The 20057-nt window shown below is 58.0% G+C and carries 31 protein-coding genes and 1 pseudogene; 13 read left to right on the top strand and 19 right to left on the bottom strand.

Going from position 1 to position 20057, the window contains the following annotated elements; genetic code table 11:
- Window position 1: 1 nt before the first annotated feature.
- From O3W47_RS02535 to O3W47_RS02570, 8 genes are all read right to left on the bottom strand, one after another.
- Window positions 2–1021, bottom strand: a complete 1020-nt coding sequence (locus O3W47_RS02535; RefSeq protein ID WP_269313702.1) for an ABC transporter permease — start codon at window positions 1019–1021, stop codon at window positions 2–4.
- Window positions 1022–1035: 14 nt separating this feature from the next.
- Complete coding sequence (locus O3W47_RS02540) at window positions 1036–2550, bottom strand: sugar ABC transporter ATP-binding protein (RefSeq protein WP_269312878.1); 1515 nt, start codon at window positions 2548–2550, stop codon at window positions 1036–1038.
- A gap of 63 nt (window positions 2551–2613) precedes the next feature.
- Window positions 2614–3690 carry a TMAO reductase system periplasmic protein TorT gene (gene torT / locus O3W47_RS02545; protein ID WP_269312879.1) on the bottom strand — a complete coding sequence of 359 codons (1077 nt, stop codon included), beginning with the start codon at window positions 3688–3690 and terminating at the stop codon, window positions 2614–2616.
- Between the two features lie 32 nt (window positions 3691–3722).
- Window positions 3723–4694 carry a biotin-dependent carboxyltransferase family protein gene (locus O3W47_RS02550; RefSeq protein WP_269312880.1) on the bottom strand — a complete coding sequence of 324 codons (972 nt, stop codon included), beginning with the start codon at window positions 4692–4694 and terminating at the stop codon, window positions 3723–3725.
- Complete coding sequence (locus O3W47_RS02555) at window positions 4684–5559, bottom strand: 5-oxoprolinase subunit B family protein (RefSeq protein ID WP_137454426.1); 876 nt, start codon at window positions 5557–5559, stop codon at window positions 4684–4686. Before O3W47_RS02555 ends, O3W47_RS02550 begins: the two co-directional genes overlap by 11 nt.
- The gene (locus O3W47_RS02560; protein ID WP_269312881.1) at window positions 5559–6941 is read right to left on the bottom strand and encodes an acetyl-CoA carboxylase biotin carboxylase subunit; all 1383 of its coding nucleotides are present in this window, start codon (window positions 6939–6941) and stop codon (window positions 5559–5561) included. Before O3W47_RS02560 ends, O3W47_RS02555 begins: the two co-directional genes overlap by 1 nt.
- Window positions 6938–7180 (bottom strand): acetyl-CoA carboxylase, encoded by a 243-nt coding sequence (locus O3W47_RS02565; protein ID WP_137454428.1) that lies wholly within the window; start codon window positions 7178–7180, stop codon window positions 6938–6940. The genes O3W47_RS02560 and O3W47_RS02565 overlap by 4 nt, the downstream gene beginning before the upstream one ends.
- Before the next feature lie 12 nt (window positions 7181–7192).
- Window positions 7193–7972, bottom strand: coding sequence for a 5-oxoprolinase subunit PxpA (locus O3W47_RS02570; protein WP_137454429.1), 780 nt, complete (start codon window positions 7970–7972; stop codon window positions 7193–7195).
- 282 nt (window positions 7973–8254) lie between these two features.
- Here O3W47_RS02570 and O3W47_RS02575 point away from each other — a divergent pair, with 282 nt between their 5' ends.
- The 4 genes from O3W47_RS02575 (at window position 8255) to O3W47_RS02590 (ending at window position 10759) form a co-directional block, all read left to right on the top strand.
- Entirely contained in the window at window positions 8255–9184 is a 930-nt protein-coding gene (locus tag O3W47_RS02575; protein WP_174023044.1) for a LysR family transcriptional regulator, read from the top strand.
- 147 nt (window positions 9185–9331) lie between these two features.
- Complete coding sequence (locus tag O3W47_RS02580) at window positions 9332–9646, top strand: plasmid stabilization protein (protein WP_137454431.1); 315 nt, start codon at window positions 9332–9334, stop codon at window positions 9644–9646.
- A 43-nt stretch (window positions 9647–9689) separates the two neighbouring features.
- Window positions 9690–10136: a CBS domain-containing protein gene (locus O3W47_RS02585; protein WP_269312882.1), complete on the top strand. Its 447-nt coding sequence runs from the start codon at window positions 9690–9692 to the stop codon at window positions 10134–10136.
- A gap of 107 nt (window positions 10137–10243) precedes the next feature.
- Window positions 10244–10759: a DUF305 domain-containing protein gene (locus tag O3W47_RS02590; RefSeq protein WP_269312883.1), complete on the top strand. Its 516-nt coding sequence runs from the start codon at window positions 10244–10246 to the stop codon at window positions 10757–10759.
- Between the two features lie 121 nt (window positions 10760–10880).
- Here O3W47_RS02590 and O3W47_RS02595 read toward each other — a convergent pair whose 3' ends face one another.
- The 4 genes from O3W47_RS02595 to O3W47_RS02610 all read right to left on the bottom strand — a co-directional run bounded on the left by O3W47_RS02595 (window position 10881) and on the right by O3W47_RS02610 (window position 11988).
- The gene (locus O3W47_RS02595; protein WP_080820202.1) at window positions 10881–11060 is read right to left on the bottom strand and encodes a hypothetical protein; all 180 of its coding nucleotides are present in this window, start codon (window positions 11058–11060) and stop codon (window positions 10881–10883) included.
- 182 nt (window positions 11061–11242) lie between these two features.
- Window positions 11243–11554, bottom strand: a complete 312-nt coding sequence (locus O3W47_RS02600) for a DUF3175 domain-containing protein (RefSeq protein ID WP_269312884.1) — start codon at window positions 11552–11554, stop codon at window positions 11243–11245.
- Window positions 11554–11742, bottom strand: coding sequence for a hypothetical protein (locus O3W47_RS02605; protein ID WP_078051594.1), 189 nt, complete (start codon window positions 11740–11742; stop codon window positions 11554–11556). Before O3W47_RS02605 ends, O3W47_RS02600 begins: the two co-directional genes overlap by 1 nt.
- Before the next feature lie 42 nt (window positions 11743–11784).
- Window positions 11785–11988, bottom strand: a complete 204-nt coding sequence (locus O3W47_RS02610) for a hypothetical protein (RefSeq protein ID WP_269312885.1) — start codon at window positions 11986–11988, stop codon at window positions 11785–11787.
- A gap of 146 nt (window positions 11989–12134) precedes the next feature.
- On the opposite strand from O3W47_RS02610, the gene O3W47_RS02615 reads away from it, so the two are divergent.
- Together O3W47_RS02615 and O3W47_RS02620 are read left to right on the top strand one after the other, a co-directional pair.
- Window positions 12135–12323, top strand: a complete 189-nt coding sequence (locus O3W47_RS02615) for a hypothetical protein (RefSeq protein WP_080820199.1) — start codon at window positions 12135–12137, stop codon at window positions 12321–12323.
- A 56-nt stretch (window positions 12324–12379) separates the two neighbouring features.
- Window positions 12380–12619: a DUF6894 family protein gene (locus O3W47_RS02620; protein ID WP_137454472.1), complete on the top strand. Its 240-nt coding sequence runs from the start codon at window positions 12380–12382 to the stop codon at window positions 12617–12619.
- On the opposite strand, the gene O3W47_RS02625 is transcribed toward O3W47_RS02620, so the two are convergent.
- Window positions 12602–13348 carry a Crp/Fnr family transcriptional regulator gene (locus O3W47_RS02625; RefSeq protein WP_269312886.1) on the bottom strand — a complete coding sequence of 249 codons (747 nt, stop codon included), beginning with the start codon at window positions 13346–13348 and terminating at the stop codon, window positions 12602–12604. The genes O3W47_RS02620 and O3W47_RS02625 overlap by 18 nt on opposite strands.
- Before the next feature lie 235 nt (window positions 13349–13583).
- On the opposite strand from O3W47_RS02625, the gene O3W47_RS02630 reads away from it, so the two are divergent.
- Window positions 13584–14267: a UdgX family uracil-DNA binding protein gene (locus O3W47_RS02630; protein WP_442864601.1), complete on the top strand. Its 684-nt coding sequence runs from the start codon at window positions 13584–13586 to the stop codon at window positions 14265–14267.
- A gap of 87 nt (window positions 14268–14354) precedes the next feature.
- On the top strand, window positions 14355–14690 hold the full coding sequence (locus tag O3W47_RS02635) for a hypothetical protein (protein WP_269312888.1): 336 nt from the start codon (window positions 14355–14357) through the stop codon (window positions 14688–14690).
- Window positions 14691–14715: 25 nt separating this feature from the next.
- Here O3W47_RS02635 and O3W47_RS02640 read toward each other — a convergent pair whose 3' ends face one another.
- Window positions 14716–14943, bottom strand: a complete 228-nt coding sequence (locus O3W47_RS02640; protein WP_269312889.1) for a hypothetical protein — start codon at window positions 14941–14943, stop codon at window positions 14716–14718.
- A 277-nt stretch (window positions 14944–15220) separates the two neighbouring features.
- On the opposite strand from O3W47_RS02640, the pseudogene O3W47_RS02645 reads away from it, so the two are divergent.
- From O3W47_RS02645 to O3W47_RS02660, 4 genes and pseudogenes are all read left to right on the top strand, one after another.
- Window positions 15221–15579 (top strand): annotated as a pseudogene (locus O3W47_RS02645) (hypothetical protein).
- A 15-nt stretch (window positions 15580–15594) separates the two neighbouring features.
- Window positions 15595–16377 carry a Crp/Fnr family transcriptional regulator gene (locus tag O3W47_RS02650; protein WP_080820190.1) on the top strand — a complete coding sequence of 261 codons (783 nt, stop codon included), beginning with the start codon at window positions 15595–15597 and terminating at the stop codon, window positions 16375–16377.
- A 124-nt stretch (window positions 16378–16501) separates the two neighbouring features.
- Window positions 16502–16729: a hypothetical protein gene (locus tag O3W47_RS02655; RefSeq protein ID WP_080820189.1), complete on the top strand. Its 228-nt coding sequence runs from the start codon at window positions 16502–16504 to the stop codon at window positions 16727–16729.
- A 176-nt stretch (window positions 16730–16905) separates the two neighbouring features.
- Window positions 16906–17088, top strand: coding sequence for a hypothetical protein (locus O3W47_RS02660; protein WP_065656245.1), 183 nt, complete (start codon window positions 16906–16908; stop codon window positions 17086–17088).
- A 41-nt stretch (window positions 17089–17129) separates the two neighbouring features.
- On the opposite strand, the gene O3W47_RS02665 is transcribed toward O3W47_RS02660, so the two are convergent.
- Together O3W47_RS02665 and O3W47_RS02670 are read right to left on the bottom strand one after the other, a co-directional pair.
- A complete protein-coding gene (locus tag O3W47_RS02665; protein ID WP_269312891.1) occupies window positions 17130–17654 on the bottom strand; it encodes a sigma-70 family RNA polymerase sigma factor in 525 nt (174 codons plus the stop codon).
- Window positions 17655–17800: 146 nt separating this feature from the next.
- The gene (locus O3W47_RS02670; protein WP_162936913.1) at window positions 17801–17968 is read right to left on the bottom strand and encodes a hypothetical protein; all 168 of its coding nucleotides are present in this window, start codon (window positions 17966–17968) and stop codon (window positions 17801–17803) included.
- Between the two features lie 152 nt (window positions 17969–18120).
- On the opposite strand from O3W47_RS02670, the gene O3W47_RS02675 reads away from it, so the two are divergent.
- The gene (locus tag O3W47_RS02675; RefSeq protein ID WP_003520650.1) at window positions 18121–18351 is read left to right on the top strand and encodes a hypothetical protein; all 231 of its coding nucleotides are present in this window, start codon (window positions 18121–18123) and stop codon (window positions 18349–18351) included.
- Window positions 18352–18372: 21 nt separating this feature from the next.
- On the opposite strand, the gene O3W47_RS02680 is transcribed toward O3W47_RS02675, so the two are convergent.
- The 3 genes from O3W47_RS02680 to O3W47_RS02690 form a co-directional block, all read right to left on the bottom strand.
- Window positions 18373–18570, bottom strand: coding sequence for a hypothetical protein (locus tag O3W47_RS02680; protein WP_080820184.1), 198 nt, complete (start codon window positions 18568–18570; stop codon window positions 18373–18375).
- 158 nt (window positions 18571–18728) lie between these two features.
- The gene (locus O3W47_RS02685) at window positions 18729–19352 is read right to left on the bottom strand and encodes a cysteine hydrolase family protein (RefSeq protein ID WP_269312892.1); all 624 of its coding nucleotides are present in this window, start codon (window positions 19350–19352) and stop codon (window positions 18729–18731) included.
- 12 nt (window positions 19353–19364) lie between these two features.
- A complete protein-coding gene (locus O3W47_RS02690) occupies window positions 19365–20024 on the bottom strand; it encodes a DUF6766 family protein (protein WP_170985989.1) in 660 nt (219 codons plus the stop codon).
- Window positions 20025–20057 lie beyond the last annotated feature (33 nt).

The raw sequence follows: 20057 nt of genomic DNA on the forward strand, positions 1-20057 counted from the left end.
ATCAGCGGCGAGACAGCAGCATTCGGTAGCGGAGCTGATCGATGATCACCGCCAGGATCAGAAGGCTGCCGAGAAGAACCATCTGCATGTAGGAGCCGATCTGCATCACATTCATGCCATTCTGCACGAGCACGATGAAGAAGGCGCCGAGCACGACGTTTTCGACGCGACCGATACCGCCACGCAGAGACACGCCGGCGATAACGCAGGCCGCGATCGATTCCAGACCGATGGTGCCGCCGAGGTTTGTTTCACCGCTTTCAACACGCGCCGTCAGCAGGATGCCGGCAAGCGAGGCGAGGAGCGAACAGACCACGTAAGCGATGAAGAGTGTTCGGCCCGTATTGATGCCCGACAGATGCGCCGCCTTGATATTCCCGCCGACCGCATAAATCTGCGCGCCTATCCTCAGGCGGTTCATCATCACCCACATGACGACGATCGCAACGAGCGCGATCATGACGGGTACGGGAACCCCCGCAATGCGGCCGAAGCCGAAGAAATCACCAAATTCGAACGGTAGGTTGCCGATCGGAACACCGCCGGTCAGGAACAGCGCCGTGCCGGCACCGACGGATTGCACACCGAGCGTCATGATGAAGGGCGACACACCGAACACCGAGATACCGAGGCCGTTGACCAGCCCGACTGCGAGAGCGACACCGAAGCCTGCGGCAAGCCCAAGCGAAATGATCAGCCAGACACTGTCGGGAAAAACGGTTGCCGCAGCCACCATGGCCGAGGCTGACACCACGGAGGTCAACGCAATCGCGGTGCCGACCGACAGGTCGAAACCGCCGGTGATCAGCACCAGCATCTGGCCGAGCGAAACCAGTACCAGATAGACCGACTGGCGGGCGACGTTGGTGAGGTTCTGGACCGTCAGGAACTGCGCGGAAGCCAGCGAAAAGACGATGATCGCGATGACCAGGAAGAAAGGCAGCACGCCGGAGCGCAGAAAGAGCTGCCGGATGATATGCGCAGGCGTCAATCCGCGACCGGCTTCGGTGTGGTTAAGCATTTCAGTCCTGCCGGTCATGCGGCTTCCCCTTCTGTATTGAAGAATGCTTGGAGCACGTTGTTTTCGTTTATGTCCGCACCGCTCAATTCGGCGCTGATCCGGCCATTGGCAAAGACCACGAGCCGATGTGCGAGATTCATCGCTTCGGGCAGATCGGATGAGATCACCACGACCGCCTTGCCGGCCTCCGCCAGTTCCTTGATCAGCCTGTAGAGAGCGGCACGCGTACCCATGTCGACGCCGACGGTCGGCTCGTCGAAGATGTAGATTTTGTAGTCCCCGCCAAAACCCTTGCCGAACAGCGCCTTCTGCTGGTTGCCGCCGGACAGGTTGGCGACTGGCCGCGCCATGAACGCATCGGTAAGATCGACCTTACGGCCTATCTCGGACGACAGGAGATTTTGCCGCCGGCTGGAAATGCCGGTCGGTGTGGAGATTTCGTCACGGAACAGCAGGCCGAGATTGATGTTGTTGCGCGCCGTGGCGCTCAGCATCAGCCCTTCGTTCTTGCGGTCCGGCGGCAGGTAGAAAACCCCCTCGCGCAGCAAACGCCGGGTCGGCGATCCTGTCATATCCTTGCCGTTCACAACGACGTTTCCGGACCTGACAGGTGAAAGCCCAAGGGCTGCCCTGAAGGAACGCGATTTGCCGCTGCCCACCAGACCGGCGACGCCCAGCACTTCGCCGGCGCGGATGTCGATATCGACCCCGTCGACGCCGGTGGCGTGAAGTCCGCGAATGGACAGAAGCGTTTCCGGCTCCGCCGCCCGCGTGATCGCCGGGTAGATCTGGCCGATGGCACGACCCGTCATCATCTCGACCAGCTTTTCGGGGGTCGTATACTGCATGCCGACCGTACCGATCAGCTTGCCGTCACGCAGGACCGTGACACGATCCGCAATGATCGAGAACTCCTGGATACGGTGAGAGATGTAAACGATGCCGACCCCTCTTACCTTTGCCTCCCGAATAATGCGGAACAGCGTTTCAGTCTCACGTTCGGTGAGCGAAGCGGTCGGTTCGTCGAGAATCAGCACGCGGGCGTTGGAATGGATCGCTTTGGCGATCTCCGTCATCTGCTGTTCGGCACGCGACAGGGACACGACGGAAGCCCGCACGTCGATGTGGAAACCAAGATCGGAAAACAGTTTCTTCGCCTCGCGCTCCATGCGCCGGCGGTCTATGAAAGGTCCGATCATCGGCTCCGCACCGAGAAAGATGTTCTTGGCGACGCTGAGTGTCGGCACCAGCGAAAACTCCTGGAACACCGCCGATACGCCTTTCGCCTTGGCCTCTGCCACGGAGGCGAATGCAACGTCTTCCCCGTTCAGCCGGACCGTTCCCGAACTTTGCGGATAGACGCCGGACAGAATGGAAATCAGCGTCGATTTTCCGGCGCCGTTCTCACCGAAGAGGACATGCACCTCGCCGGGCATAAGTTGGAAATTGACGTCATCGAGAGCCGTCACGCCGGGGAATGTACGGCAGACATGCGTCATCTCGACGAGCGGTGTGGTTGCGCTCTGCATGACAAATTCTCCATGTCCCGCTCCGGCAAGGATTTGCCGGAGCGCGTTTCAGTGATTTCAGCCTCAGTTCACGCTGAACACGGGCTTGAAATCATTGGGAGGGAGAATGGCGTCCTTCTTGACGGAACCGACATTGCTGCCGTCGAGCACGAAGATTTTCGGGCCCACGTGTTTGACGAAATCTTTCTTCTCCAGCGCTCTCACAGCCTGGTCGACCGCAATGCGCCCCTGGATGACCATCGAGTCGGCCGGAGAAGCGGTGATCAGGCCCCGCTTGATGCCGTCATAGACGCCAGGGGTCATGTAGAAGGACAGAAGCTCGACCTGACCTTTAAGACCGCGTTCGCGGATCAGCCCCTGAGCGGCTTCGGCTGTTACCGCCGTGCCGGCGATATATTTCACATCCGGCTCGGCCTGCAGCACGTCCTCGACCAGCTTGAGCTGCACCTCCTTGCCCGTATCGCCGAACTTCGGATCGAGGATTTTGAGCGACGATCCCTTCACGGCTTCCTGAAAGCCCTCGTTGGCCGCCTCCACCCAGCCGGCGCCGGCCGGTCCCGGAAACCAGCCGACCTTGACCGGTGGGCTGCCGGCAGGATGCTTCTTGGCAAGATAGGAACCGGTCTCGTAACCCATCGTATAAAACGATACGAGCGATTTGGCGGTGACATTAGGCGATGAGATGCCGTTGATGACATCGACCACCGGCACGCCCTTCTTGGTGATCTCGGCGACGAGATTGTTGAGACCATCGAACGAGATGGCCCCGATAACGACGGCCTGCGCCCCGCTGGCGACACAGTCCTCGATTTGGGAGATTTGCTTGGCCAGCTCGGTATAACCGCCGGCCTCGACGACGTTGAGTTTGACGCCAAGGTCCTTGGCCTGCTCGACGACGCCGTAGTCGACCCCGAGCCAATAGGCATCCTTCATATGGGGAAAGGAGACGCAGATTTTCCAAGGCTGTTCAGCCTTTGGCAAAGGCGTGTACTCGACATCGGCCGGCTTGCCGTCCGCGGCGAAAGGCGGCTCGATCTTCTGGGCGGGATAAGGATACCAGCTTTCGGCATTTGCTGTGCCAGCGAGCCCCATGACGACTGCCGTGCAGGCAGCAAGATACATTCCCAGTTTATTAGGCATTGTTATTCCCCCTTTTTTGGTATGCGTTAATCTTAGCTGAAGCTTGTCCGGAGCCGCTCCAGGAGCGCACGCCTCACCTTTCGTGCCGCCAGCGCCTCTTCCATCGTCACTTCAACGAAACGCGTCGGCGTATGTGGCTGCAATTGTCCGATCAGATCCATATCGGCGGAGATGACCGTGCCGACCATGAAATAGCCGCCGCCGGAAACCGCATCGCGATGCAAGATGATCGGCTCCGTGCCGCTCGGTATCTGGATCGAACCGTAGGGATAGCAGCTGTCGACGATGTTGGAGGGGTCGGACCCCGCGCCGAACGACTGCTTGCGTTCTACGAACTCGATTTTTCGGCCGCCTTTGAAACGATACCCCATGCGGTCCGCCTCCGGCGCCACTTTCCAGGTATCGGCAAAGAAGTTCTGCTTGGCAGCATCGGTCAGCCGGTCCCAGTAAAGTCCCGGCAGCACCCGCAATTCAACGGGGGTGCCGGGCTTGCGGCGCAAATCCTCACCGACTGCGCGGCCTTCGGTGGCAAACGAACCCTCGCCGAGGGGCAGTTCGTCGCCGATCGCAAGCGCCCTGCCCTTGTAGCCGCCGAGCGCGCCGATCGGATAGGTCGAACGGCTGCCGAGCGCAACGGGAACATCGATGCCGCCAGCCACCGCGATGCAGATGCGCGCACCGGATTTCAGAAAATCGAAGGAGAGAACCTGCCCGGCCTTGACCTTGAAAGCCGACCAGCCCGGAACCGCCTCGCCATCGACCTTGGCCGGCATGTCGGCGCCGGTCACGGCGACCAGAGCGTCCCGCATGAATTCAAGTTTCGGACCCATGAAGACCGCCTCGAGACCGGCTGCACCTTCATCGTTGCCGACCAGAATATTTGCCGCCCGCATGGCGTAGCGGTCCATGGCTCCTCCCATCGGGATGCCGAGATGAAAATAACCCGGGCGACCGAGATCCTGGACGCTGGTGGCGACGCCGTGATGAAGAACTTTAATGGCCATGGAGCATATCCTCCAGCGTCCTGTTATAACCGTCGATGTCGTTCTGGAATTCGCGAAGATCGAAATTTACTTCGCGGCTCTGCGGCGTGAAGTGCCCCTTGTCGACTTCCTCGACGGTGCGGTCGTATTCGTCGCGGCCGATGGGCTTGAACTTGACGATATCGCCCGGGCGGAAGAACACCATGAAATCGCGAAGATAACTGGTCGTCTGGCTGGCGTCGAAGATCGGCATGGGCGTTATCCCGAACATCTGGTAGCCGCCGGCGCCGCGTACCGAATAGATGGCGCCGAAACAGCCGCCGTGTCCGACAGTCAAGCGCGGCGTATCGGTTCGCGGCCGCAGATATTTCGGCACCTCGATCTGCCGCTGACGCTCGACCATCTGATACATGAACGGCAGGCCCGCAACGAAGCCGACCATCGAAACGAACCAGGGTGAACCGTGGTGGGCGCCGATGAAGCTTTCGACATCGGCATAACCGTTAATCTTTGCCGCATAATCGAGATCGGTGCCTTCCGGCTCCTGATGACGTTCGCGGAAGCGCATCAGCGTCTCGTGAGTCCAGGGATCGCTGTAGAAGACAGGAATTTCGACGATCCGGGTCTTGATCACCGGCTCAGCCATATCGGCCGCACCCTCGATCCGCTGGACCTCCTTGAGAATGTCGTCCGGCTTGATGATGTCCGGGTTGAACTTGACCTGGAAAGAGGCGTTGGCAGGGCAGATTTCGGTTACGCCCTTGATCTGGCTTTCACGCACGCCCGTCGCCATCGACAGGCTCTTGAAGAAAGCTTCCAGCGACATCTCATCGCTGCATTCGACGAACAGATGTTCGTCGCCTCCGAATGAATAGCGCGCTGGCATCAGGCCACCTCCGACTTAGGCTGATCCCGGACGAAATCCGTTTCCAGCCAACCTTCAAGGAAACGCGTATGGAATGCCCCTTCCTCAACGGCGCCGGCATCGGCGAGCGCCTGATGCAATGGGATCGTCGTGGCGAGACCATCGATGGTCAGGGTTTCAAGCGTTTGGCGAAGCCGCTCCAGGCATTCGCCACGGGTTTCGCCCCACACGATCAGCTTGCCGAGCAATGAGTCATAAAATGGCGGGATCGCATAACCTTCGTACAGCATCGTATCGAAGCGGATGCCCTCTCCCGTGGGAACGGTAAGCTTGCGGACGGTTCCGGGCGCAGGCGCAAACCCGTTGAACGGATCCTCGGCATTGATGCGGCATTCGATGGCATGCCCGCGGGGGTGGATATCGCTTTGAGCGACCGACAGGGCAGCGCCGCCGGCAACCTTCAGCATCTCCTGGACGAGATCGAAACCGGTGATCATCTCGGTAACGGGATGCTCGACCTGAATACGCGTATTCACTTCGATGAAATAGAATTCATGGGTCTCGTCGTCATAGAGGTATTCGACCGTGCCTGCGCCCTTGTAGCGAACCTCGCGGGCAAGCGCGACCGCACTTTCGCAAAGCTTCTGACGGACCGCCGGCGGCAGCTGGAAAGCTGGGGCCTCTTCCCAGACCTTCTGGCGGCGGCGCTGCAGGGAGCATTCGCGCTCGTAAAAATGAACGAAATTTTCGCCGTCGCCAAAGATCTGGACCTCCACGTGGCGTGCCTTCGTTATGACCTTCTCGATATACAGCCCACCGTCGCCGAAGGCAGCCGCAGCCTCCGCTGAGGCGAGCGGGAACTGCTTGTCGAGTTCGGCAAGGCTGTCAACGATACGGATGCCTCGACCGCCGCCGCCGGCAGCCGCCTTGATCATCAACGGGAACCCGGTGCGTTCGGCGATCTCGTGAGCCTGCGCAAGATCGAGGACACGGCCGCCGCTACCGGGCACCGTTGGCACGCCAGCCTTAGCGGCCACTTCGCGGGCGGCGACCTTGTCGCCAAGCAGACGAATAGCGTCACCGCTCGGCCCGACGAACACCATGCCCGCAGCGACCACCGCGTCGGCGAAAGCACCATTCTCCGAAAGGAACCCATAACCGGGATGCACCGCGTCCACACCGGCGGCTTTTGCCGCTGCAATGACAGCCTCGATGTTGAGATAGGATTTCTTTGGCGCAGGCGGACCGATATCGACGGCTTCGTCTGCGAGCCTGACTGCGAGCATATCGGCATCGGCGGCGCTATGGACCTGAACGGTGCGGATGCCCAGCTCCCTGGCCGCTTTGATGATGCGAACCGCAATCTCCCCGCGGTTTGCGATCAGGACGGATTGAATGCTCATCCCTCGACCTCCGCAATGACCTGGCCCGCCATGACCGGTTCTTCGTTTTCCGCCAGGAAAACAATGTTTTTTCCGGTGACGCCGGCAGGCACTTCATGAAACGTCTTCATGACTTCGATGACGCCGATAATGTCCGCATCTGTGACATCCTGGCCATCAGTCTTGAATGCCGGAACGTCCGGAGACGATGCGCGGTAAAAAGTGCCCGGAAGCGGTGCTCTGATCTCGATCTTGCTCATGACGTTCCCTTTTTATTGATATTGCTGCTGATGCGACGGTGGAGCGATGAGAATCCCCTCCGCAGTCAACGCCTCACGCATTTCTCCGACGATTTCCAAGGCTCCGAGCGTGTCGGAATGGAAGCAGATCGACTCGAATTCGATGCCAACGTCGTTGCCATTCACCGATCGCACCTTGCCTTCTGCGCAGGCACGTACAACCTTTCTCGCAATGGCCTTCGGATCCGGCCGTCCGACATCGCGGGTAAAAACGATCGAGCCAGTGTCATCATAGTCCCGGTCAGCATAAAATTCCCGGACCACCGGATGACCGAGTGTCTTCGCTACCCGATAAGTAGCCGATACCCCCATGCACAGGACCGGCACGGTGGGGGCTGCTGCCCGCATATATTCGATGAAACCTATGGAGAGGTCGATATTCGCGGCAAGTTCCATGTAGAGCGCGCCATGAGGCTTGACATGCTGGATACTGGTGCCATGCCGGCGGCAAAACTCTCGCAACGCCCCAACCTGGTAGACGATGTCGTTGACAATTTCCTTGTTGCTGCCGGCAATCTTGCGGCGGCCGAACCCCTGAAGATCGTTGAAACCGGGATGGGCGCCGATCGCTACCCCATGCTGATTGGAAAGCCTGACCGTATCGTCGATGAGGTTCGGGTCCCCCGCATGAAAGCCGGCGGCGATATTGGCGGAACTGATATGTGCAATGAGGTGGGCGTCGGTGGTATCACCGATCCGCCAACGGCCAAAAGCCTCCCCCATATCGCAGTTGATATCGACAGTCGCTTTCAACGTGTTCTCCCTTGCGCGGGGCGCATGCATCTTATTTGCGCTCGCCAGTCCCTGATTGTGAGCGTCAGCGTAAGTGCCATTTCAGCTCTTGAAAAATAGATTCTTTTGCGCTCTATTATCTGTATTTTAGATAGTTAAGCCTCGAACACGAACAAAAATTATCAATAATAAACAAAGACTTATGATAATCGCACAAAAATTGTACTCAGATATGGCGCTTTATTGCTCCGCATTATTTGCTTTTGCAATGCAACATTTGGAAAATCAGGGAAATTTGCGCCTATGGCACTCAGCATCCGGCAACTTCGATATTTCGTCGCCACAGCGGAATTCGGTCAGGTTTCACAGGCCGCGATAAACCAGAACATTTCGCAATCGGCGATCACGGCCGCTGTCAAGGATCTTGAGCAGATCGTCGGCGTGCCGTTGTTCAATCGCACGAGCCAGGGGATGGAATTGACGCCGCCCGGACGCGAATTCCTTTCTCACGCCTATGAGATATTGTCCAAGATTGACGAGGCAATGCATCTCAACTTCATCAACAGCGACATTGAAGGCGAACTGGTCGTCGCGGCCACCTACACGGTCATCGGCTATTTTCTGCCGCTGCACATCGAACGCATGCGCAGGCTGTTCCCGAAGATTCGCGTGCAGCTTTATGAAATGAACCGTGATGCCATCGAGGAAGGTTTGCTGACGAACCGCTATGACATGTCGGTTTTGCTGACATCGAACATCGTAAATCCGCTGCTGACGACAGAAACGCTGATGAGTTCGGCCCGACGATTGTGGGTGTCGGCGCAGCATCACCTGCTACAGCATACAATCGTGAGCTTACAGGACGTATCCAGAGAACCCTATATCATGCTCACGGTCGATGAAGCGGCGCAGTCCGCCTTGAGATATTGGAGCGGGACACCTTATCAGCCGAACGTGATTCTCCGCACGTCTTCGGTCGAAGCCGTGCGATCGATGGTTGCCAACAACCAGGGTATCGCCATTTTATCGGACATGGTTCATCGGCCCTGGTCGCTCGAGGGCCGGCGTATCGAGACCATCAACATTCAAGAGCAAATACCGGCGATGGACATCGGTCTTGCCTGGCGGACGGGGTCGACCTTGACACCTGCGATGCTCGCATTTCGCAGCTATTTCCAGCAGGCGCTCGGGCTCCCCGGAGCCAGATCCAGTAAGCATATTCAGGTTGGGTAGAGCCGTTAAAAACGAAAATACGGGCGCGCATCGCAGCCTTCCATTTACAAGCGGAGGGACGCAGAACATGAAAAACCGATCTCACATCTTCGGGAACATCGTTTGACCACTGTAGTTAGGGGCGCTTCAACCAAGAGGAGAAGCACGATGCCCCGTGGCGACAAGTCTTCCTATACGGACAAACAGAAGCGCAAGGCCGAGCATATCGAAGAAGGATATGAGGATCGCGGCGTTGGCGAGAAAGAGGCCGAGCGGCGTGCCTGGGCCACCGTGAACAAGGAAAGCGGCGGCGGCAAGAAATCCGGCTCCGGTCGCGGTCATGCCGAGAACCACGCCTCTTCCGAAAAGGGTGGCCGCAAAGGTGGCGAGGCCGCTGCTGCAAGACCGAAGGCAGAGCGATCCGCTTCCGCCAAAAAGGCCGCCGCCACCCGCAAGCGCAATGAGCAGCACGCCCAGCACTAAGCGGGTGTGCAGCAAGGATTTACCGTCAGAAGGAGTTACCGCGATGAAAGTCCAGGAAGTCATGACGCATGATGTGCGTGTCGTGAATGCGGAAGAAACCATTCAGGAAGCAGCCCGCATCATGGCGGAAATCGATGCCGGTGTGCTGCCGGTCGGCAAGGAAGGAAAACTGGTAGGAATGCTGACCGACCGCGATATCGCAATTCGCGCGGTTGCCGAAGGCAAAGGTCCGGACACAAAAGCGAGCGACATCATGTCCAGAGAAGTGAAATATTGCTTCGATGACGAGGATGTGGAAGATGTCTGCGGCAATCTCGGCGATCAGCAGATCCGCCGTATTCCCGTCCTCGACCGCAACAAGCAGCTGGTGGGAATCCTGTCCCTCGGCGATGTTGCCGTGGAAACCGACGGCAACGGCGTGGGTGAGGCATTGGCGGCGATCTCCCGTCCCGGCGGCACCCACAGCCAGTCCGGCGTGCAGCCGAATTAAACCGATGGCCCCGGGGGCTGTTTTGACAGTCCCCGCCGATTAGATCTTCACCGGTGAGGGCTGCAATCCTCCCCGGGCAAGTCGCTGCACGGCAACGGGAGCACCAGATGGACGACGATCACGGCACCCCTCGTCAAAGGAAAGCCCACACCGCCAGCCATCCCTATGCGGCTTTCGCCCTTAACATGGTCCTCAGCCTGGTGGTCATGTACCTCGTCATGTTCTCCATGATCGATGGCTGGGGCGACTTCCGGAACAATCTCAACATGGTCTACATGGCGCTGACCATGGTTGCGCCGATGGGCATCCTCATGCTCGCGACGATGGGCGGGATGTATCCGAACAAGCGGTTGAACCTTTTTCTCCATGCCGGTCTCGCCCTCCTCTTCGTGGCGGCCTTCACCGGGACGCGTAGCCAGACCCTGATCGGCGACCGGCAATTCATTGCTTCGATGGTTCCCCATCATTCCGGCGCCATTCTCATGTGCCGGAAAGCGGCGATCACTGACCCGGAACTGATGGCGCTCTGTTCGGAAATTTCCCGCGGCCAGCGGATCGAAATCGAGCGAATGAACGCAATCGACGAACGCCTCAGCGCAAGGGTTGGCGGCGCGCAGAGATGATTGCTCCGCCATGTCTCTGCCGCGTCGGGCAGCTGATATGGCTGCCGGTTATCACGGGTCAGCTTTTGAATAAAACAAGGAAATCCCCACGACGCGCGCGGGGATTCCCAGTTTGTCAGCGTTAGGAGTTTTTGTGGCTCTGCTGACCCGCCTTCACATGTTGCTCATGTGTGCCACCGCGGGTCTTGCCATTGTCGCCATTATTGGAGGCCGATGCGGACTGCGAACGCTTGTCGCTGTTCTTGTGGCTCTGCTGGCCGGCCTTCACGTGCTGTTCGTGCGTACCACCTTGATTTGGCATGATATGTCACTCCTTCATATGGTGATTTTTCACTTGCGCGCCTTGTGGCCCGCCCTAGACCAACCATGCCGCGCCACGGGAGTTCCGAGATTTAATATTTCGTGAGGAGCGATTTTTTACGGAACGGCCCCGAGCCCGGCTTGGCGTCGAGCAATAGGGGCGAAAGGCAAGCGTACATGCGTCTATCGCGATTTGCCGAATTCCTTGCGCAGCGCATCCTTCGCATCTTCCAGCACTTCCCTGCGTTTTCCGGGCAACGTCCGGCCAGCACGGTTGATGTAAAACACCAGCATCGACATTGCCGACCGGAAGGGGCTGGTCTTGCGCCTGGAAGATTGTTCCGCCGAGGCTTTCAGCGACCGTGCGATCTGCGAGGGATCGTCCTTGGTGAACACCTCCTTCTCAAGATCGAGCGCATCGCTTTCCCTCGTCACCTTCTGTGACCACTTCTTTTTCTTTTTGCCTTTTTCATCGTTCTTCTCCCGGCCGATCATTATTTCCGTTCGGGGTCATGGGTGTGGTGGCTGTCACGTTCACCCCCTCCGCCGGAAACCCTGCTCTTCGAACGCTTGTCATTGTCTGCCGCAGGTTTCTTGATCTCCAGGGGCGCCTTTGCGTTTTCATGCGAAGAGCCCGGCCCGCCCTGCCGGATGCTTGCCGGTGTTTTCGTCGAGGTGGACATTTATTCCTCCTGTCGTTGGGTGGCAGCGGATAAACCGCTGGCCTATTGGTCGTCGCGAGTTTTCATCGCATCGGAAACACGCTTCTTCCGTGGGTTCTTGAGGTTTTCACCCACAGCGTCCCGATCGTGCTCGGGGTCGTCGGTGGGTTTCATGTAGCCTCTGGGTCGGCTTTCCTTCGGCCCCTCCCAGCGCGGTGATTGGTCTGTGGTGCCGGGAGCGCCGTCTCTTGGAGAATTATTGGTCATGATTGCCTCCGGTTGGGTTTCAACGCTCCCCAACCACTTTGCTAGGGCAATGTTCCGCAAAGACCGGGAAGCAAAAGGGGATTTTTTTCGAAACAATTGCGCTCCCCCGGTTAGGCGGACCAGACATTCAATCCGAGGGACAGACGATGACCGACAAACCCGGCAAATCTGATCGCATCTCCAGAATTGCGTATGAGCAGCAGCAGGACTTTCTCAGGCGCTCGTCGCTGCAATTTCTGGAATGCGCGATCCATTTATGCGCGACAAATATGAGCATTTCCGAACTTGCCACACGGCTTGAGAAACAGGCCCAATATCTGCGGCAGTTCGGCTGAGGAACAGCCGTTGCGAGCGCCAGCGGCGAACAAGTCATTTCTTGGGAATAATCGCCATGCCAAGATTTTTCTTCACTGTGATCAGCGGCAAAAGCGTCCTTGATGACCAGGAGGGGAGCGACCTACCCTCACTGGACCGGGCGATTGAAGAGGCGCTCAAGGACGCGCGCGCCTTGATGAGCGAGGCGATCCTGCAAGGGCGCGACATTTCCGAAGGTTCCATCATCATCCAGGACAAGCAGCGCGAGGTGCTGAAAGTCGTCCGCTTCTCCGAGGCTCTAGACAGAAAAGACTGACGGCGCGGCAATATCCGACTGCATACGGGCCATCAGTGTTTCGTATTCTCTTTCCGGAACGCCATAGGTCATGTCGGCGACATCTTCCAATATCCCGCGGTTGACGATCCGGACGTTTCCGCGGCTGGCGCGGATGGCATGAATGCCTTCGAGAACATGCAGCTCGTTGGTGATGCCCGGCCGCCGCACCCCCAGAACCGTGGAGAGAAATTCATGGGTAATGGGCAAATCATCCGTATCGAGCCGGTCATGACACATCAGCAGCCAGCGTGCGAGCCTTTCCCGCAGACTATATTGCCCATTTGCAAGCACAAGCTGGCCAACCTGAAGCACGCAGACATTGATATAGCCCAGCAAAAGCTCTCGCAGGCGCGCGTCCTCCTCCATTTCCCGCCGTATTTCAAAAGCCGGGATCAGAAAACCGCGACCGCCCACGCCCATGATGGTTTCATCCGGCGTGGTTTCCGCGCCCAGCAGAACGGGCCAGCCGGTGATGCCCTCCCGCCCGACAAGCACGGTTTCAATGCTTTTACCGCCGTCATCATGAACAACGGTCGATGCAAGGCCGGTTTCGATAAAACAGAGATGAGAAATGGGCTTGCCAGCGGCAACGAGCTGATGCCCCGCCGGCAGATCCACGGGCTCCAGCCGGGACGCAAGCTGCGACAGCCGTTCTGTGCCGAGGGTCTTCAACAATCGGTTATAAACAAGAAAATCTGATCCAAGCATAGCGGTTCGCCGGTTCGCCCCTCTGCTCGAAAACATCAACCTGCAGCAGTCATATTAGCAGCGGAAAATCACATGAAAACAGTGAGTACGTTTCCGTACCATTTTGTAGAACGGATCGTTCCTGCGCCGCGGAATGGCCGCAACTCCAAATTTTGGCCCATTTTTCAGGCAGCATCATACACCGAAACCCGGTCATTGGGTATGTCGCCCCCGCACCGTCACGGAAATCGGGGCGATGGCCGTAACAGCGGGAGCCACCGCCTTGGCTAGAAGCACGCGCAGAAACCGTCCACCACCCGCCTTCCAGCCCGACAGCGCCGGCGCGCCCTCGCTCCGCGCCTTACATGAGGAGGCGGAAAGCTGCGAAAGATGTGACCTCTACAGGCACGCCACCCAACTGGTTTTTGGTGACGGCGACAGCCGGGCGCGCGTGGTCCTCGTTGGCGAACAGCCCGGCAATGAAGAAGACCTGAAGGGCCGGCCTTTCGTCGGCCCGGCAGGCCTTCTGCTCGACGAATGCCTCAGGGAAGCCGAGATAGATCGTTCGCAATGTTATGTGACCAACGCTGTAAAACATTTCAAATTCGAGCAGCGTGGGAAACGACGGCTGCATGCCCGCCCGAACAGCGGGGAAGTGCAGCGCTGCGCCTGGTGGCTGGGTGCAGAACTGCGCCTTATCGATCCGGATCTTATCGTGGCCATGGGCGCCACGGCCTTTTATGCGCTGACGGGACGCACGAGCGGTGTGACGAAGGAACGCGGGCATGTTCTTTTGACGCCGGGCGGCACACGCCTTCTCGTCACCATCCATCCCTCTTATCTGCTGCGCCTTCGCGACCGGCAGGAGGCGGAGCGACAGCAGCGCGCCTTTGTCTCCGACCTGCACAAAATAGGCGAAATCCTTGGCGAGATGACCTAGCGAAACCGACCTGCATTCGCCTGCAATGTCAGGAACAAGCTTTTCCCATCGTGGTTAGGGGCGACCGAACCGGGAGGCTTGAACACCATGGACAAGAAAATCGAATACCAGATCATCGCGCATGAAAATGGGTGGGCAGTTGTCGTTTCTGACGTCGTGAGGGCTGTTTACCCCAGCCACCATCTGGCTTTGGCGGCTGCAAAGCTGCTGGAGAGCGATGTGGTCCCGACGCAAGAGGCGGAACGCCTTGCCGCAACCACCTATCTGACCCTGACCGACACCACGGCGCCGAACCGGTTGCGCACCTCCCTGCAGGTGATGGTGGCTGTGCCCTATCAGGTGGATATTCCCTTGCGGCGAAGAAGCGAAGAAGTCAGCTGTCCATCGATCGGCGGCCTCAATCTCGCAGCCGGCAAAATATAGACCGGATGGCGGAGCCGGCTTCATCTCAAGCCGGGCGGCCTGGATGCGTTCCTGTCAGAAAAGAGAGCGCAATCGCAACAGCGAGCGCGAATATGACCAGCGTGTAGACCATCATGGTTTTCCACGTCCGTTTGCCCCCGCGAAAATCGCCGTCATCTATGCCGACGGGCGAGAATTTCGAATCGAGCCTTTCGCTCAATGGTCTGTTCATGTCTTGCTCGGGCCTGATGCTTTCCCGCGGCGCATCGGCCATGTCCTCATTTTTGGCGTGCATCGGATACTCCCTCATGTGCCACAGCGCCTAACCCCATCCATCCGCAATTGTTCCGCAGCAGGACGCTTGCAACATCAGGTCATTGCTTCTGGAACTCGAGCATTGGCCGCCGTTTTTCGGGATCGATTTCTGACACCGCAATATTCCCCTCGCGCTTATTTGATAAATTCACTCACCGGGCGGCTGAAATCATCTTGCTCCGGCGTTATGGTGGGGAACAGACACACGCATGCCGATGGCAGGCGAGGAGTAAAGCATGCAGACTGTTAAACGCCTCACCATAGCGATCATCGGCATGACAGATACTGTTACATCGGAAATCAGAATGGCCTGGTTTCATGCCCAGATCGGCCTGGAAGGGCCCTACTCCGCCAGCTTCATAGAAAGTGAAGACGCTCTCAAATTTGCCGCAGCGATTATTGACGTTCGTTACGAGGCGGACGTCATGCTGCGTCTCACCGAGCAACTGGACGAAGAGGCAATTCCTTATCTTTTTTCGTGCCGGAGACGGTTATTGACAGCGAGCCGGGACCTTTTGTCCTCTCCGGACGTTCGGAAGACATCGAAAACATTGTTTCCGCTTTGATGGCGCAAGGAGGGGGCATCAGACATTGAAGCGAGGCACGTGTCATGCTGGAACAACCCGATGGCCATGGCGAAGCGAATTTTCTGCTTTCTCTCCTGCCTGATGACGTCCGGCGTGAAGTCACGGGCGTCTGCAAACCCATCAAGCTCGCATTGGGCGATGTGCTGATATCCGCCGGCGCGCCCATCGAGCATGTTTTCTTCCTGTCATCCGGCATTGCCTCCGTCGTGGTAGTCACCAAATCGGAACGCAAAACCGAAGCGGGACTTGTCGGGAGAGAGGGATTTGTGCCGACAGGGGCGGTCGCTGGCGCGGAAACGAACCTGACCGAAATCGTGGTACAGGCTCCCGGCGAAGCGCTTTTCATGGACATGCGGTCGTTTGAAGCGCTTCTTGCAAAATATCGCGTCTTTTCCGATATCCTTGTCTGTGCCCTGCACATCTCAAGAACCCAGGTGGAATACACGGCGTCTTCCAATGCCACCCAGTCCGTAACGGAGCGGCTCGCCCGGTGGCTGCTGATGTGCCACGACCGGGTAGAAGGCAATCACCTGCCACTGACCCACGACTTTTTGTCAACCATGCTGGCCGTCAGGCGCGCGAGTGTAACGGACGCCCTCCATGTTCTCGAAAGCCATGGGTTCATTCGTTCCGAAAGGGGTAGAATTACGATCAGGAACCGCGAGATGCTCGAGACCTATGCGCGCGATCTCTACGGTATGCCCGAGGAGGAAAGCAATCGTATGTTCGCCCGCTTTCTGCCCGACTTCCGGCCTGAAATCCCGCTTGGCGACCTGACCATTGTCGAAAGCAGCGGGGTTCGGTAGCCCGGACGGCCTTCTCAATCGTCGTTCGGTACGCTTCCGAACATTTACGTTTGGCCGTTTCCCTATAGTATGGATACATCTTCCCTCACGCTGTGAAATGCAGGACGCGTTTCAAGGAGGTGAAATGCACGCCAGTCACGAGTACCAGAGTTCCGGAATTTTTCTGAACGAAGACATCAACATCGTTAAGGCAGCCTACGAGAATGTTCTGTCCGCAGAACGCGACCCGGCTTTGTGCCGGGCAGATGTCGCCCGCTATGTCCTGAAAATGTATGATCGCGGCGTTGTCGATCCCCTGAAACTTCAGCGGCTCGCAACTCTCTATTTTCGAACCAAATTGCTTGTCGGCTGATTTTCCGGCCTTACCTCGCTGTCGTTCGCCTTGGTCTCAGGTTCGATGACGTCTGAAAGGACGTTCCTTTACGGTTTCGGATAATCGCGTGCCTCGTCATGCCAAGGGACAGGGGAACAAACCTGCGCAAGCATGGTTCGGGTGGCTCCACGAACTCATGCCGGACGAGGTATAACATGACCAGGAAAACACTTCCCATTCCCGAAGAGAACAGAAGCCAGCAAGGGCCCGGCGACAACGACCGTCTGAACACAGAAGAAACCTCCGCCGTCAAGGAACAGAAGGTTTCAACCCAGACCGGCAGGCAGGCAAACATAAAGATAAACACGACACATCAAGGTCACCAGCAGGACAGGTAGCGCCCGCCTGTCTGCGGCAGGTGGCTGGCTGTCGCCAGCACTCAGTCCAGATTTCGACGTAGCGACTCCCTCGCCCTGTTGACGCGGCTTTTGATGGTACCCACCCGGCAGCCGCAGATGGCGGCGGCATCGGAATAACTCGTCCCTGCCGCCACGAGCAGCAGAGCTTTTTTCTGGTCCTTGTCGAGACGGCGGATAGCCCGCATGACCTCCTGATGCTGCACACGCCATTCCTGGCTGGCAGGGGTAGACATGGATTGCTCGATACCGACCGGCAGGCCGACGCATTCACGCCTCGACACCTTGTAGCGGGTGCAGAACGTGTTGCGCAAAATGGTGAAGAGCCATGATTTCAACGCCGTGCCGGGGGTAAAACCGTGCAGAGCCCGAAGCCCCCGCAACATCGTCTCCTGGACGAGATCGTCAACATCCTCCTCATTTCTGACGAAGCGGCGCGCAAAAGCCGTCAGGGCCGGCGCCAGATCCGCAATACCGATACGCAACACCTCCAGCTGCGCTTCACTCAATGTGTTTCCGGAAACTCCACTCACAGCGTGCTTGGCCATTTTCCCATCCTTTCACTATGGGGAAATGTCCCGGCAGACGCTTGGTTGCTGTACGCCAACGTACAATGGCGCAATCAATGAAGATTGCGGCTGAATTGATTGGAAAACCACAGGCGCGCGTATACTTGAGGCGGGACAGGGTGGTTTCAGGCCTCATCCTCGCGGCCGGCCGGTTGCCTCCGCCGCCTCTGTTCGATCATGCGTTCAGCGTTCTTTCTCGTCTGTTCCCTGTCCCGGCGGCTTTCTTCGCTATCACCGGAACGGGCGTCGTCCGTACCGGGCTCCGGCTGGGTATCCTTGTCGGGTCGGTTCATCGCTTCATCTCCGCTTATGGTTACAGGAATGACGGATCCGCTATCCGGCCGGTCTTTCTAACCGCAGCTCCATGAAGAGGTTCCGATCTTGCTGAGGCACTAAGGGAACAGTGGCGCGGGAAAACGGTTTGGGAGGGATCAAGGAGGATGTCATGAACAAGAACGACAAGCTGAAGCAGATTCACAAGGACAGTGAACCGCAATTTGCGCGCGGCAAGAAAACCTCGAAAAACAACGGCGTGGCGAGCGCGAAGCCAAGGGTTATCACCGGTTCGGACGACGCAACGGTCAACAAGCTGCCGCCCGGCGTCAAGAAACCCGAGAAGGACTGGGATTTGAACTACGACGAACGAGACACCAGCGACGGCAATTTCCAGGGTTAATCCGGTCGCACACGACAACCTTCACCGAGCCAGGTCTTCGATCACAAGTTCGATGGATTGTGGCTCGGCGCCTTCTTTTGTCTGCACCCTCAAGACGCTGCCGGTGTTCAGCACGCCCTCGAGTACCGTCCGCTCCCCCACTATGATCTTAATCACCTTGGGGGTCGCCGCCTCGATATTCAGGCTGTTGCTGGTTTCGTGATCGACGGTCTGGGCCACGGCGGAACCTCCGGTTCATGTGAAGATAGGCGGCCTAACTTCGCACGGGCAGGCTTGTTCCTTTTCTTCGGTGACGACCTACGATCACCAAAACGGCGCGGAACCTTTGTGGCACACCGCTGGCCGGTTCCGCTAATCGTCCGAGGACAATTCTGATGTCAGGTTCTCAGGAAGCGCGGAGCGGATTGCATGGGAAGCGCCGCAAGGAGGGTCGCCGTATCGCACACCTGCAACTGCGTCGAAAAACGGCCGGACAGCAGCTTCAACGCCGCATCGTGTGTCGCATCCCTTCCACTGCAAAGCGCGTCTTCGACCAAAATGACGTGAAATCCCTGGTCGATCGCGCCCAGAACTGTGGCGAGGACGCAGACATCGGTTTCTCCACCGGTAATCACCAGGGTTGAGACCTGTTCCTGCCGCAGAATTTCGCCGAGGCCTCCATGCTGCCACGGGGAATACACGCTTTTACGAAAGACACGGGCGGGCGGAATGTAGCGCGATAGTGAGGGGATGACGTCGATGAGTTCAGGCGCCAGCGCCTGTCGCGTCATCATCGGCCATTTTTCATAATAAGCCCGCCATGCACCTGGGGCTTCCCCAACGGTCTTCGGCGGTACAAAACAGGTGAAGATGCATCGGGCGGGATCGCCTTGAACCACAGCCTCCACCTCTTCGCTGATACGGTCCATCCATTCGACATGCCACGGCGTATCCTCGGCGAAGACACGCTGCATGTCGACGCACAGGTGCCGCCAGTCTCCCTCGGCAGAAAACGCGACCAATTTCCTCCTCCCCTATCCGCCGGTCTCACTGTGAGGAGCGGCAACGGGCTTCGATTCCGGCGACCCGCGGAAGCGCAGAAAGATGGAGAGAACAACGAGAACCGCGGTCGAAAGAAACTCCGATTGCCAGTTCTGAAAGGATTCGAACCAGAACTCCACACTTCCCAGATGCGCAAACAGCGATGTCTCTGGCTCACCATGCATGGCGGCTTCCAATGCCCCCGCATCAGCGCTGTATTTCAGATGGAGAACAAAACTGACGATGAAAAGGAAGAACAGCGCCAATCCCAGAGAATAGGAATAGAGGGTGCGGATGAATCCACCTGCCCTCACCGGCCAGGGTGCCTCGGGATCATATGCTCTTTGCGCGGGATCTTCGTCCTGCGATATCGCTTTATCGGGGTCCTTGGATTCCGCCGAGCCTCTTTGAAAAAGAAACGCGGTCAGCATGACATACGCCGACATCTGGAGAAATTCGCTCTCCCAGTTTTCGAACAGGGCGGAAAGAAAATGGCCGCTCTTTGCGTAGGAAAAAAGCGTAAGGGGCGTCGCCTGATGCTGCGCAAGCTCCTCGTTGTAAACAGCCCAGCCGGTCGCGAGCATGCCACCGATCGTCAACAGGGAAGTCAGGACAAGGACAATCGTCAATCCATTGTCGCGAAACAGCCTCATGGTTCAGCTCCGCAGGAAAGAGACAACAGCAAA

The sequence above is a fragment of the Agrobacterium sp. LMR679 genome (genome assembly GCF_027157905.1).
Lineage (GTDB): Bacteria > Pseudomonadota > Alphaproteobacteria > Rhizobiales > Rhizobiaceae > Agrobacterium > Agrobacterium leguminum.